This is a genomic window from Flavobacterium sp. HJ-32-4 (assembly GCF_022532105.1).
Lineage (GTDB): Bacteria > Bacteroidota > Bacteroidia > Flavobacteriales > Flavobacteriaceae > Flavobacterium.
On record NZ_CP092832.1, the window covers coordinates 2,311,523 to 2,325,699 of the forward strand.

The 14,177-nt window shown below is 50.5% G+C and carries 12 protein-coding genes; 3 read left to right on the plus strand and 9 right to left on the minus strand.

Going from position 1 to position 14,177, the window contains the following annotated elements:
• Window positions 1-152: 152 nt before the first annotated feature.
• A complete protein-coding gene (gene gyrA / locus MKO97_RS09625) occupies window positions 153-2,729 on the plus strand; it encodes a DNA gyrase subunit A (protein ID WP_241103006.1) in 2,577 nt (858 codons plus the stop codon).
• Window positions 2,730-2,752: 23 nt separating this feature from the next.
• Window positions 2,753-4,093: a tetratricopeptide repeat protein gene (locus tag MKO97_RS09630; protein WP_241103007.1), complete on the plus strand. Its 1,341-nt coding sequence runs from the start codon at window positions 2,753-2,755 to the stop codon at window positions 4,091-4,093.
• 30 nt (window positions 4,094-4,123) lie between these two features.
• On the opposite strand, the gene MKO97_RS09635 is transcribed toward MKO97_RS09630, so the two are convergent.
• The 5 genes from MKO97_RS09635 to MKO97_RS09655 form a co-directional block, all read right to left on the minus strand.
• Window positions 4,124-4,885 (minus strand): NlpC/P60 family protein, encoded by a 762-nt coding sequence (locus MKO97_RS09635; protein ID WP_241103008.1) that lies wholly within the window; start codon window positions 4,883-4,885, stop codon window positions 4,124-4,126.
• Window positions 4,886-4,955: 70 nt separating this feature from the next.
• On the minus strand, window positions 4,956-6,134 hold the full coding sequence (locus MKO97_RS09640) for an acetyl-CoA C-acyltransferase (RefSeq protein ID WP_241103009.1): 1,179 nt from the start codon (window positions 6,132-6,134) through the stop codon (window positions 4,956-4,958).
• A gap of 149 nt (window positions 6,135-6,283) precedes the next feature.
• Window positions 6,284-7,039, minus strand: coding sequence for a DUF3575 domain-containing protein (locus tag MKO97_RS09645; protein ID WP_241103010.1), 756 nt, complete (start codon window positions 7,037-7,039; stop codon window positions 6,284-6,286).
• 64 nt (window positions 7,040-7,103) lie between these two features.
• Window positions 7,104-7,985, minus strand: a complete 882-nt coding sequence (locus tag MKO97_RS09650; protein ID WP_241103011.1) for a DUF4349 domain-containing protein — start codon at window positions 7,983-7,985, stop codon at window positions 7,104-7,106.
• A 144-nt stretch (window positions 7,986-8,129) separates the two neighbouring features.
• Window positions 8,130-8,501: a DUF4258 domain-containing protein gene (locus MKO97_RS09655; protein WP_241103012.1), complete on the minus strand. Its 372-nt coding sequence runs from the start codon at window positions 8,499-8,501 to the stop codon at window positions 8,130-8,132.
• Between MKO97_RS09655 and MKO97_RS09660 the strand changes: the two genes are divergently transcribed.
• Window positions 8,500-8,667: a hypothetical protein gene (locus tag MKO97_RS09660; RefSeq protein WP_241103013.1), complete on the plus strand. Its 168-nt coding sequence runs from the start codon at window positions 8,500-8,502 to the stop codon at window positions 8,665-8,667. The genes MKO97_RS09655 and MKO97_RS09660 overlap by 2 nt on opposite strands.
• Window positions 8,668-9,225: 558 nt before the next feature.
• Here MKO97_RS09660 and MKO97_RS09665 read toward each other — a convergent pair.
• From MKO97_RS09665 to MKO97_RS09680, 4 genes are all read right to left on the minus strand, one after another.
• On the minus strand, window positions 9,226-10,425 hold the full coding sequence (locus MKO97_RS09665; RefSeq protein ID WP_241103014.1) for an alanine dehydrogenase: 1,200 nt from the start codon (window positions 10,423-10,425) through the stop codon (window positions 9,226-9,228).
• 58 nt (window positions 10,426-10,483) lie between these two features.
• Entirely contained in the window at window positions 10,484-10,891 is a 408-nt protein-coding gene (gene tsaE, locus MKO97_RS09670; protein ID WP_241103015.1) for a tRNA (adenosine(37)-N6)-threonylcarbamoyltransferase complex ATPase subunit type 1 TsaE, read from the minus strand.
• A 4-nt stretch (window positions 10,892-10,895) separates the two neighbouring features.
• Window positions 10,896-12,449, minus strand: a complete 1,554-nt coding sequence (locus MKO97_RS09675) for a bifunctional response regulator/alkaline phosphatase family protein (RefSeq protein ID WP_241103016.1) — start codon at window positions 12,447-12,449, stop codon at window positions 10,896-10,898.
• A 678-nt stretch (window positions 12,450-13,127) separates the two neighbouring features.
• Window positions 13,128-14,174 carry a formimidoylglutamase gene (locus MKO97_RS09680; RefSeq protein ID WP_241103017.1) on the minus strand — a complete coding sequence of 349 codons (1,047 nt, stop codon included), beginning with the start codon at window positions 14,172-14,174 and terminating at the stop codon, window positions 13,128-13,130.
• Window positions 14,175-14,177: the final 3 nt, after the last annotated feature.

A 14,177-nucleotide genomic window follows, 5' to 3' on the forward strand; every position in this document is an offset into this window, starting at 1 on the left:
AATTCCGTGGTAAATTATTAACGGCGGCTACCCGGCTTTTTGTTGATAATTTACGTTAAAAATGTCCCTTCAGGCACCCCTTAACCGGGGCGAAAACCTTATATTAGCGGGATTTTTCAAACCAAATAGTTTTAATCTAGCGAATTACGTTTATGTCTGACGGAGAAAAGTTGATCCCCATCAATATAGAGGACGAAATGAAGTCCGCCTACATCGATTATTCGATGTCGGTCATTGTGTCACGGGCGCTGCCGGATGTGCGCGACGGACTCAAGCCGGTGCACCGCCGCGTGCTCTTCGGTATGTATGAATTGGGCGTTTTGTCAAACCGGGCCCACAAGAAATCGGCCCGTATCGTCGGTGAAGTATTGGGTAAGTACCACCCACACGGCGATTCTTCCGTTTACGATACCATGGTGCGTATGGCGCAGGAGTGGAGTCTCCGCTACCTGTTGGTCGACGGACAAGGAAACTTCGGTTCCATCGACGGGGATAGCCCGGCGGCGATGCGATACACCGAAGCGCGAATGAAGAAAATTTCAGAAGAGATGTTGGCGGATATCGACAAAGAAACGGTCGACTTCCAGCTGAACTTCGACGATACACTGGAGGAACCAAAAGTGCTTCCGGCAAAAATACCGAACCTGCTCGTCAACGGTGCGTCGGGCATCGCGGTAGGTATGGCAACGAACATGGCCCCGCACAACCTGACGGAGGTCATCAACGGAACGCTTGCCTATATTGACAATCCCGAGATTGAGATCGACGAAATCATCGGGCACATCAAAGCGCCGGATTTCCCAACGGGCGGTGTAATCTATGGATACGAAGGGGTGCGCGAGGCCTTCAAGACCGGTCGCGGCCGCGTCGTCATCCGTGCGAAAACGAGTTTTGAAGAAGTAGAAGGACGCGAGGCCATCATCGTTACCGAGATACCGTACCAGGTAAACAAAGCGGAGATGATCAAAAAGACGGCGGACCTCGTCAACGAGAAACGCATCGAGGGTATCTCCAACATCCGTGACGAATCGGATCGTAATGGTATGCGGATCGTGTACATCCTCAAACGGGATGCCGTGCCGAATGTGGTCCTCAACACCTTGTTTAAATATACACAGCTGCAGTCGTCTTTCAGTGTCAATAACATTGCACTGGTAAAAGGACGTCCGCAGTTGCTGAATGTTAAAGACCTGATCCACTATTTCGTGGAACACCGCCATGATGTGGTGGTGCGTCGTGCGCAATATGAATTGCGGAAGGCGGAAGAGCGGGCCCACATACTCGAAGGACTCATCATTGCGTCTGACAATATCGATGAGGTTATCGCTATTATCCGTGGCTCGGCCAATACCGACGAAGCGCGTGAGAAATTGATGGCGCGTTTCAACCTTTCGGATATACAGTCGAAGGCCATCGTAGAGATGCGTTTGCGTCAGCTTACGGGTCTTGAGCAGGACAAACTGCGCGCCGAGTACGAAGATATCATGAAACTCATCGAGCGGTTGAAAGCGTTGTTGGCGAGCAAGGAACTCCGTATGGAACTCATCAAGGAAGAACTCATCGAAATGCGTGACAAATACGGCGATGAGCGTCGTTCGGTCATCGAGTACTCCGGAGGTGATGTAAGTATCGAAGACATGATCGCCGACGAAAGCGTGGTCATCACGATCTCGCACGCCGGTTACATCAAACGCACACCGTTGAGCGAATACAAAACACAAAACCGTGGTGGCGTGGGGCAGAAAAGTGCCGGTACACGCGACGCAGACTTCCTGGAACATATGTATGTGGCGACGAACCACCAATATATGTTGTTCTTTACCCAGAAAGGGAAGTGTTTTTGGATGCGGGTGTATGAAATTCCGGAAGGCAGCAAGACCAGCAAAGGACGTGCCATCCAGAACCTGATCAACATTGAGAACGACGATAAGGTAAAGGCGTTCATCTGTACGGGTAACCTCCGCAGTGAAGAGTACATCAACAGCCACTTCTTGGTTATGGCGACCAAGAAAGGACAAGTGAAGAAAACACCACTCGAACAATATTCACGTCCACGTGCGAATGGCGTGGCGGCGATTACGATCCGCGAAGACGACGAACTGTTGGCAGCACGCCTGACGACCGGAAACAGCCAAATCCTATTGGCGGTGAAATCCGGAAAGTTGGTGCGGTTCGAAGAGCATAAGACGCGTCCGATGGGACGTACTGCTTCCGGTGTGCGTGGCATCACGCTCGCCGATGAGCAGGATGAAGTAATTGGAATGGTAACGGTCAATGATCCGGAGTCGGAGATTCTTGTGGTATCTGAAAAGGGTTACGGAAAACGTTCGGCCCTGGAAGATTATCGTATCACCAACCGCGGCGGTAAAGGAGTGAAGACACTTAATATTACCGAGAAGACCGGACAGTTGGTGTCGATCAATAACGTAACGGACGAAGACGATTTGATGATCATCAACAAATCCGGACTCACGATCCGTATGGACGTAGCCGATCTTCGCGTAATGGGACGTGCCACGCAGGGTGTTCGTTTGATCAGCCTGAAAGGAAATGACTCGATCGCGGCGGTTACGAAAGTAATGAAGGAGGAAGCGGCTGAGAATGCCGAGGTCAATCCGGAAGACGACGTGACGAAAGAAATGCCGGTCGAAGGATTTACGGCTCAGGCACCGGTGACGTATGATGACGCAGAAGACGAAGCGGACGATTTCGAAAGCGAAGAAGAATAAAGAACAACTAAATCGTGAAGTATATGAAAATCAATAAATTTTTCGTCGCTGCGGCATTGATAGCCTCTGTTGCGGTTTCAGCACAGAAAGACGAATTGAAGGCGTTGAAGAAAATCTACGCCAAAGAGAAGCCTTCGGCTAACGATGTTCAGGACTATAAAGCAAACTTAGAGAAGTTGCAGACTTTATCGACGGAAGAAAGCGATAAAGTTTATACCGCTTTTTACAAGGGAATGCTTCCTCTCGTTGAATTGAGTACAACAGGTACGCCCACTCCTGAACAATTGATGAAGGTAGCGTCGCCGGAGGCTGTTGCCGAGTTCACGTCATCGGTGAATGGCGTACTGGAGTATGAGAAGAAGACGGGAAAGAAACAGTATACAGACGATATTAATGAAACGTTGGGTTGGTTCCGTCCCATGTTACTTGGTTACGCAGTTGAGTTGGGCAAGATACAGCAGTATAAGCCCGCGTCGTCCGTACTCTACAATATTTACCTGCTGGATAAGAAAGACCAGGAGAAACTCTACTACGCTGCCAACTATGCTGTCTTAGGAAAAGACTATCCCAAGGCACTGGAGTATTACCAAATGTTGAAAGACCTGAATTATTCAGGTGAGAAAACGTTGTTTTATGCAAAGAACGTAGCGTCGGGTCAGGAAGAGAGTTTTCCGACTAAAACGGATCGCGACAATTACGTGAAACTGAAAACGCATGAGGCACCGCGAGATGAGAAAGTTCCGTCTCAACGAGGTGAAATCTATAAGAACATTGCCTTGATTTTAATTGATCAGGGCAAAATAGAGGAAGCGAAGAAAGCCATTAAGGATGCGCAATTGGCCAATCCGGAAGATTCATCGCTCGTTTTGAGTGAGATGGACTTGTATCTCAAAACAAAAGATATGGTATCGTATGAGCGTCTGGCGAAAGAGGTTGTTGCCAAGAATCCTACCGATGCCAACCTTTTGTACAATCTCGGTGTTATTAGTAACGAGGCCAATCGTAAGGAAGAGGCAAAAGACTACTATAAAAAGGCAATCACTGTTGATCCTAAGTATACGAATGCGTACCTGAACCTGGCGGTATTGATGCTGGAGCCAGAGAAAGACATCGTTGACCAGATGAACAAACTCGGTACATCGGCGGCCGATAATAAGAAATTTGACGCGTTGAAAAAACAGCGTGAAGATTTGTTTGTGTCGGTCATTCCATATCTCGAGAAAGCACACGAACTGAACAAAGACAACCTGGATGTAGCGGAAACGCTACTGAACGTATATGGCGCTCTTGAAATGATGGACAAAGCACGTCCGTTGAAAGAGGAAGTGCGTGCGTTGCGGGAAAAGCAACCTGCCAAGAACTAAAAGAAAAGCCGCTCCAAAGAGCGGCTTTTTTTATATTACTTTTTTAATGACGCGCAATTTATGCGTATGCCGGTTGGTTTCGGCGTTGTAAATTCCCAGGTGGTCCAAACGGTCAATTCGTACACGGCCGCTGGCATGGATGATGTAGTTGTCGTTCATGATTATACCGACGTGGATGATGGCACCTTCCTCATTATCAAAAAAAGCCAGGTCGCCCGGTTCGCTTTCTTCAATGAAACTGAGGGCATCGCCTTGTGTGGCCTGTTGCGACGCATCGCGTAACAGGAAGTGGCCGTTTAGCTTATAGACCATTTGGGTAAAACCCGAACAGTCGATGCCGAAAGGCGTTTTGCCTCCCCATAAGTAAGGCGCGTTCAAATATTGGAATGCGGTTTCGATCAGTTGTGATTTGGGCTTTTTCCCGGTCACACGCATCCCTTCGAACTCAAACTGCGATTTGTTGATCTCGGGCTGGCTAAGGAAGGATAAAGACGCTCCAAGAGGAATTGGCATCAGGAGATTGTTTCCCCACGTGACATACTCGACCAAATCGGCATTGAGTATAATGGTGTCTTCCGACAACATATCGTAGCTCGCTTCGGAAATCACCTGGAATTGTTTCGTATCGATCCAGCCTTCGTAACCGTCATACTGCAGTTTTACCTGCGTCCATTGCCGTTCCTGCGACAGCACTTTAAAATGCTCGCCGAACAACACTTGGGATACGATTTCGCTCTTATCACTGGGCTCCGCCCGCAGGGGAATGTTGGCCAGATTACAGATTCCGAACATCAGGACGTTTTACGTAATGAAAACGCAAAGGTACACGCATTTTTTGGACTGCCGAAACCGACCGTCGTATTTACGCGCGTTCGATCACGATGGCCGATGCGCCACCTCCGCCGTTGCAGATGGCCGCAGCGCCGATTTTGGCGTTGTTTTGTTCCAGTACGTTGAGCAATGTCACGATGATACGGGCTCCGGAACAACCTAGTGGGTGTCCGAGCGAAACGGCGCCTCCGTTTACGTTAATCTTCGCCGCATCAAGTCCGAGGATTTTAGCGTTCGCCAAGCCCACTACCGAGAACGCTTCGTTGAATTCGAAGAAGTCGACATCGTCTTTGGAGATACCCGCTTTTGCGAGGGCTTTCGGCAGCGCTTTGGCCGGTGCAGTCGTGAACCATTTAGGCTCCTGCTCAGCATCCGCGTAGCCTTTGATGTAGGCGAGCGGCTTGAGTCCGAGTGCTGTTGCTTTTTCTTCCGACATGATCACGAGTGCGGCTGCACCGTCATTTATGGTAGACGCGTTGGCGGCGGTTACGGTTCCCTCTTTTGTGAATACAGGTGCGAGCGATGGAATTTTATCAAGGCGCACGTTTGTATATTCTTCGTCTTTGGTAACCATGATCGGATCGCCTTTCCGTTGTGGAACGGCTACTGGCACGACCTCATTGTCGAATTTGCCCGCTTCCCACGCCTGGGCCGAACGCTCATATGATTGGATTGCGAAGGCATCCTGCTCTTCCCGTGAGATGTTATATTCGGTTGCGCACGCATCTGCGCAAACGCCCATTGCATTTTGGTCGTAGGCGTCAGTAAGTCCGTCTTTCTGGAGACCGTCGATCATCGTTGCCGGACCGAATTTTTGTCCGGTACGCATTTGAACGTAGTGGGGAATGAGGCTCATATTTTCCATTCCACCGGCTACGATTACTTCGGCATCACCGGCCATGAGGGCTTGCGCTGCCTGTGTTACGGCTTTCATACCGGAGGCACACACCTTGTTTACGGTCGTAGCGATGACGCTGTCAGGCAACCCGGCAAAACGCGACGCCTGACGTGCAGGGGCCTGGCCTACACCTGCCTGTACGACATTGCCCATGATCACTTCGTCAACCGATTCCGGCGACAATCCGATTTTATCAAGCGCGCCTTTTATAGCCGTTGCGCCCAGTTTAGGGGCAGGAACGGTAGACAGACTTCCGAGAAAACTGCCGATCGGCGTGCGGACGGCGGAAACGATGACAACTTTTTTGCTCATGGTGCAATATTTGAAGATGTATAATTATACGGTTTAAACGTTGCGAATTTAATTATTTATCAGGAATATATCTGTAGTGCGCTAACGAAAATTCAGCGAAACAAAAAAAGGCCGTCACAACGACAGCCTTTATGAAATAGTCACTTTTCTTAAAAGTGGAAGCCGATGCTCAAGCCGAAGGCCCGGATGCCACCCCAGCCGCCATTCATTTTGACAGAGGCACCATTCGAGTTGGTTTCGAATTCCTCATCGATGAACGGGAGATCAAATTCCTCTATAACATCCAGTACCTGAGCCTGTTCATTCGCACTAAGCGTCTGGGTGGTTTCGCCTTCGATTTTCCCGGAACCGCTGCCTACGTGTCCGCCGATGATCCACCAGTCAATTACAAAGTGTTTGCCGATAGGCCATTGGGCACCCAGCATCAACCCGAAGGAACTGCCTGTTATGTCGCCACCCATCGTCAGCACTTGCGGATCACCCGCATCGTCGTCGTACTCAACCTTAACTGTTTCCGCTTTGAATTTGGTGTAACGGTAGTAAGGCGCAAGGTAGAAACCGCGTCCGTAGCCTTTTCCGAGATAAAGCCGGATCTCGGGTGTGATGGCGGTGTTGCTGATCTTCGCATTGTCGATCAAAAACTGGGTAGCGTCATCGGTTTCATCAACGAACGAATCGACATTGCTTTTGAACGGGATGTTGGAAGAGGGCATGAATCGATACCCAAGTGCCACAGACCAGCGTTTTGATAACACACGCTCGTACTGGAAGGAATAGTTGTTAAAGACAACCGAGCTTAGGTTGACCTTTAGAAAATTGTAGCGCCTGACTTCGGTTGAGTCGGTTTGGGCGACGGCGGCCCCGGCACTGCATAAAAACAAAAAAAGGAGTAGTGATTTTTTCATTCTGCTAAATTTAGATTACTCTTGTTAAAAATAATAAAAAACCCGGAATTATCCGGGTAATGAATTAGTTCAATTTGCGAACGAGCCGTTTTCGCGTGAGCAGGGCGATTAAGGCGACCAACACCCATACGGGCCAGGCGGTCAGCACGAAAAAGACAAACCCCTCTAATAGGAACCAGCCACTGCGCAGACTTTCCAACAGACGTATGCCAAAGGGCGGTCGAAGCGATGCAGTATTCTCGAAGTTGGGTAACACCTCTGTTTTCAATGATTCTTTTTGGTATATCGCCAATGTTACGGTGCTGAATGCGACCCGGTCGCGGAGTGACAGTTCCGAAATATACGCCTCGTCGGCGGTTTGCTGGCGCGCGCTGTTGTCGGATTCGGCCGCTACGGCGTCTTTGAGTTTAGCCGGTTTCTGGTCAATGGCTTTCTCAATTCGTTTTCCGGCGTTCTCGTTGCGGCGTTGGGTAAGGCGCTGTGCAATCAGGTCGAGTGAAGCGTCCTGTGCATCAATCTCGCGGCTATCGAGGAATACGGCCTGCCGTCCGATTGCTGTCAGGACGGTGTCGAGTGCGGTATTCGGAACGCGTAACGTCAACGTATTCTCGACGGTGTAGCGGGTGGTTTCCACGACGCTGTCGAGACTAATGGAAGCGGTTTTCTTTTCGGCGACATCGCTACGCAGGTGGGTGTGGGTGACAAAGCCACCAAAACGGCGCACCGTACTTTCGATTTTCTCGGTCGCGTTCGCGACATCTTTTACGCGGAAGCGAATGTCGGCAGTTCGGATAAACTGATGTGGGGGCAGTTCAGGCGCGATGCCAGTGGTGTCGGCGGCGGCGAGGTCGCTCGAAGCCTCCATCGAGTCGGCTTCTCTTTTGCAGGAAACGGACAGAAAGAGTAGTCCGGCGAGGGCAAGAAGGGGTGTTACATGGGTTTTCATACATCCTTTTTAAATGGAACAATCGGGTTTTCAATTCGTGATCACGCGTAGTGTTGTTCCATGCAAAAGGATTAGGTTTTCGTTAACGTTTTGACGCGTACGAAAAACCGTGCCAGACAAAAAAAGGGATTGTAAAAAAAGAAACTATCGGTGAATAGAACGGATCACAGCCGTCGAATCACAGTTAAGGACGTCGAGGATGACGCGTTGGCCTTTGATATTCTTGCCTTCAATCACATACAGTTTCCCACTGTCGATTTCGACTTTGCTTTTATCGAAGTCGACTGTTCCGTAGCGGAGTATGGCAGTGACACCAGCCGTGTCGAGCCAGCCTTCTGACAGTGCTTTTTGCGCCTCGGCAGAATACACGCGGTCTTTGCTCCGAATGTTATCGAGCGTACGGGCGTTGGGCAGGTAGTTGAAATCCTGTCCACGTTTGTTGAAAATGGTAACCAATAACACGCATCCGATCAGGAAGCCGGCGAGATAGTAGGCGAGACGTTGGTAGAATTTCATGGGGGCAAAGATAGGGAAAGGAATTAGGAAATGGGAGAGGGGAGAGGGGAGAGAAGAAAGAAGAAAGAAGAAAGAGGAAAGAAGAAAGAGGAAGGGGGAAGGAGGAAAGAGGAAAGAGGAAAGAGGAAAGAGGATGGAGAGGCAGTTTAGACACTGGAGATACTGAGTGGCCTTGGAGAGTAAGCGCGTGTTGGATATTTCGCGCAATATTGCAAGTAGGTTCCTGATTGCAAGCGATAAGGCATGAGTTCATCGAAGTTCTTCCGCTAGCCGGGATTGGTGTTCTCCTTTTGTGTTTGGTTGCCAGGCGGGCTTTACGCGTCTAACTGTAATAACCGATTTTTTGCTCCGGTCAATTTTAACAATTAATGCGGTTTTCCCGTACGCGTGGTTCGGATGGATTTCGTAAGGGACCCATGCGCCCCTCCCCAAATCCAAATTACAGATTTCCGGCGACACCATTTTACGGGAAAACCGCCGTTTTTGTTAAAAGTTCAGAGTCGGTTTGGTCGAGGTTTTGCAGGATAGTACACGCTTGAAGCCGCCGCGTTAAGGATGGCAGCGGCAGCCTTTTTGCCTCTGTATGCGTGATGGGAAGTCGGTTGGCTCTAGAATGGAGTAATGGTGCGGGACAGGGGCAAAAAGCTATAGCGGACAGCCTGGCACGAGGCTGGGTAAACGTGCGGATAGCGGATACGTTCCGCCGAGGGCAACGCCCAAAAACTTATGTTACGAGCAGATTGATGTCCTGGTACGGAAGGTTGAACCAGTCGCCGACGGCTTTGTTGGTCAATACGCCGTGGTAGCAATACACGCCGTTGCGGAGGCCAAAGTCGTTGCGGATGGCGTGCTCGAGTCCGCCGTCGTCTGCGATTTGCAACAGGTAGGGCGTGATGATATTGCTGATGGAGATCGACGCGGTTTTGGAATAGCGCGACGGGATGTTGGGCACACAATAATGGACGACGTTGTGTTTGACGAAGGTCGGACGCTCGTGTGACGTGACTTCAGAGGTTTCGAAACAGCCTCCGGTGTCGATACTGACGTCGACGATTACGGCACCGCCTTTCATGTGTTCGACCATGGTTTCGGTGACGACGACCGGACATCGATCTTTCCCACGCATGGCGCCGATGGCAACGTCGCAGCGGCGGAGTGCTTTCAACAGTGCTTTCGGCTGTATGGTCGACGTGAAGACGCGGTGCGCGAGGTGGTGTTGCAGGCGGCGTAGTTTGGTGATGGAATTATCGAATACCTTCACGGAAGCACCCAGTCCGAGTGCGGCGGTGGCCGCGAATTCGCCTACGGTTCCAGCGCCAAGGATGACGACTTCGGTAGGCGCTACTCCGGTGATATTTCCGAAGAGCAGTCCCTTGCCGTGCTGGTTGTTGATCATCAGTTCGGAGGCGATGAGGATGGAAGCGGTGCCGGCGATTTCGCTCAGTGATTTTACGGCCGGATACGAACCGTCGTGGTCTTTGATGTATTCGAATGCCAACGCGGTGATCTTCTTTTTCTGCAGTGCCTCGAAATACGACATCTTGCGGGTTTTGAGCTGGATGGCGGAGATGACGACCGATTCGTCCTGCATCATCTGTATCTCGTCGATGGTCGCGGGTTCTACCTTGAGGATCATCGGACAGGAAAATACTTTGCGTGTATCGGCGGTGATTTCGGCTCCGGCTCCGGCGTCGCTGTATTCCCGATCGGAATAGCTGGAGGTGAGTCCGGCCCCGGTTTCAAGCACTACGCGATGGCCGTGCGACACCAAAGAACTTACCGCGTCGGGTGTGAGGCAAATGCGTCGTTCCTGGAAGCAGGTCTCTTTGGGAATGCCGATCAGGAGGCTGCTGCGGGCAGGCCGGATTTCGAGTTTCTCCTCCTGGGGAAGCAATTGTTGCTTGGTGAACGGCGTAAGTGACATGGAAGACCTGTGTTTGACCCGTCTAATTTATAAAAAAAGGGGTTGCGTCGACACAATATTATCGTAAAACCAAATGCCGGCGTCCATCGGGCAGGGCCGTCAGGTCGATGATCGAATAGGTGGGAGGCAGCAGATTAGGTACTTTCTCGGCCCATTCGATGAAGCAACGGTTTCCGGATTCGAGGTATTCGTCCATTCCGATGGCGAAGGCTTCAGCCTCGTTTTTCAATCGGTAGGCATCGATGTGGAAGACGGGGTCACCCTGATCGGTACGGTATTCATTGATGAGGGAAAACGTAGGGCTGCTGGTGGCATCGACGACGCCCATGGCTTTACACATCGCATTAACGAGCGTGGTTTTACCGGCGCCCATCTCACCATTGAGGACGATGACGGGATGAGAGGCGGATGCAAGTACGTCGGCGGCGATGCGGTCGATTTCTTCGAGAAGGAAAAGGCGCTCCATGATCTTATTTCGGGTTGAGCACCAAACACGGTACGATCATTTCTTCAAGGGAAATACCTCCGTGTTGGTAGGAGTTCCGGTAATAGCTGACGTAGTGGTTGAAGTTGTTGACGTACGCCAGGAAGTGGTCGTTTTTCGCAAAGATATACGAACTGCTCATGTTGATGGAAGGCAATCCGATGCGTTTCGGGTCTTTCACCGCATATACGTCGCGTTCTTCATACGTCAGGCTGCGCCCGGTTTTGTAGCGCAGGTTGAGGCTGGTGTTCTTGTCGCCGATGACCTTCGAAGGATTCTTCACGTTGATGGTGCCGTGGTCGGTGGTCAGTATCAAGCGGAAGCCAAGTTTCTGCGCCTGTTGGATGATTTCGAGCAGGGGCGAATTGCGGAACCAACTCAACGTAAGTGAACGATAGGCTTTGTCGTCGGCGGCCAGTTCTTTCACCACATCCATTTCGGTTTTGGCGTGGGAGAGCATGTCGACGAAGTTGTAGACGACGGTTACGAGATCATTCGATTTGAGCGACTTGAAGTTGTCGGACAGTTTTTTGCCGCCGGCCAAATTCGTGATTTTGAAGTAGTCTTGTTTGATGTTGAGTCCGAGGCGCTTGAGTTGCGCTGTCAGGAATTCTGCTTCAAACAGGTTTTTTCCACCTTCGTCTATGTCGTTTTTCCAGTATTGGGGAAATTGCTTTTCCATTTCGGTGGGAAGGAGGCCTGAGAAGATGGCGTTCCGTGCGTACTGGGTGGCGGTGGGAAGTATCGAATAATATGCCACTTCCTTTTCCAATCGGTAGTGGTTGGCGACGACACTTTCGAACGTCTTCCATTGGTCGTAGCGCAGGTTGTCTACGACGACGAAAAGGATGGGACGGTCTTTTTTCTTGAGTTCAGGCACGACGAGCTCCCGGAACAGCGTATGCGACATGACGGGGCGTTCGGCCTTGGGTTCGAACCAATCCTCGTAATTGCGTTCGATGAATTTGCCGAATTGGCTGTTGGCTTCGACTTTCTGTGATTCGAGGATTTGGATCATGCCCTGGTCTTCGATGTCATCGAGTTCGATTTCCCAGAAGAGGAGTTTGCGGTAGAGTTCGATCCAGTCTTCATAGGTGCGGACCATTCCGAGATCCATTGAAATCTTGCGGAATTCCTTCTGATAGTCGAGGGTGGTCTTCTCGGATACCAATCGTGAATGGTCGAGGTTTTTTTTCAGGCTCAGCAGGATCTGGTTCGGGTTCACGGGTTTGATGAGATAGTCGGCGATTTTGGATCCGATGGCCTCTTCCATGATGTATTCTTCTTCGCTTTTGGTGATCATGATCACGGGTGTGGCCGATTTACGCTCTTTGATCTCCTGAAGCGTTTCGAGTCCGTTCATGCCGGGCATGTTCTCGTCAAGGAAGACGATGTCGAAGTTTTCGCGTTCAAAAAGGTCGACGGCGTCGCGTCCGTTGTTGCAGGTCGTGACGTCGTAATTTTTCTTTTCTAAAAAGAGGATGTGGGGTTTGAGGAGGTCGATCTCGTCGTCTACCCAGAGTATTTTGATTTTGTCCATGGTCGGGTCGTTACCTACTATTTCTACGGCGCAATTTAACATTTATTGCGCGGGTCGCTCTTAAAATTCTGGTAAAGGTGGGGGAGGAGTAGCAAGGAGCAAGGAGGAGAGAGGAGAGAGGATTGAGGAAAGAAGAGAGAGGACTTGTATTACGTGGATTCTGAATCCTGAATTAGATAGTGCGGAAATGAAGGGCGCTTAATGGTGCGGGTTAGTAATTTGTCACCATTGATGCTTTATCCATACAGTATCTATACAGTATCCCGGCAGTTTGTCGCGTCCAACATCCACCATCCACAATCAACTACGAACCATGAACTACGAACTATGAACCATGAACCATGAACTCCCTACTACAATTAACAAAATACGCGGTTTTTCCGTAAAATGGTGTCGTCCGGAAAGTGTAGTTTGCGTTAGGGGAGGGGCGGATGCGTCCCTTACAAAACGCGGCAAATCTGGCGGTACGGGAAAACCGTATTATTTGTTAAAGTTGGTGAAGGTGACGACGGGAGGTGCCGGTAGCGGTCTGTAGTTTGCATTGTCAGGTTGGGAAGAGAAGTAGCGAATTTAGAATGCGGGCGATTTAGTAGTTAGGGAGTCAACCCAAACCCCTGAACTACGAACCATGAACCATGAACCATGAACCATGAACTATCAACCCTCAACCCTCAACCCTCAAACTCCTTCTACCTTCCGGTAATTTGCCTTAATGAAGTCGGTGACCATATACCCGATGAGTTTTCCGATCAGGTCACTGTCTTTGGCATCGCCCAGTGAAGGCGCACCTTCTGCGATATGCAGGTAGCCGGCGTTAGGATTTGAGGCGAAGAAACTCACATATTGCCGTACTTCCTCTACGGAAAATCCGCTCATGGTCATGGCACTGCTGGCGACATTGGGGATCGCATCGAGGTCGACTTCTATGCCGAACGGACTGGTTTTTACAAAGTCGAGTGCCATTGCCAGTTCGCTGTTGAAATCGCGTTCTCGACGAATTTTCACCGCGTCGTACGTATTGAACCGCACCCGGTCTTCCATGTCCTTCAATATGTGGAGTACGTTTTTGGACGTATAGCTTTCGTGCAGCCCGAAGATGAAATACTTTTTCAGGAATCCTTCTTCAAACGCATAGGTAAAGGCATTGCCGTTGTGACGTCCTTCCATGATGCGGAAATCGGAATGTGCGTCGAAATTGACCGCATTGACGGGCTTTCCGGTGGCCAATGCCATTCCTTTCACCGCTCCGTACGCGTTGTTTTGTCCACCGCCGATGATAATCGGTTTTTTACCGGCCTTCACGATGGAAAACACCAGATGCGCGACTTCACGGTCGATTTCACTGACCAGTTCGGTCATTTTGGTACGGTCTTCTGTTTTGTGGAAGTCGAGTCCGGCAACGGCTTCCATCTCCGCATCGACGTTCAGCGCGCCGAGTGCCAGGATGCGGCTTCCCTTGCAGAACCGGTTGTGCTGGATGTTGGCAATCGCCGACAGTGCGCTTTGCCAGGCAGAGGCGGCCCCTGGTTTCCCGAAATTGGCCCGTACACCGATGTCTTCCGGAATACCAACCAACACATACGGAGCCTCACACGTCCGAAGAAAGGTGTCTGGCAATACGCCCTTCGGAACGGTCAGCATTTTCTCTCCGAACTTGACTTCGCCGCTGCGATGGTGGGTGACCTTCGCCAGATCGGAGGCCGTGAGTACACGTAATTTTTCCATACG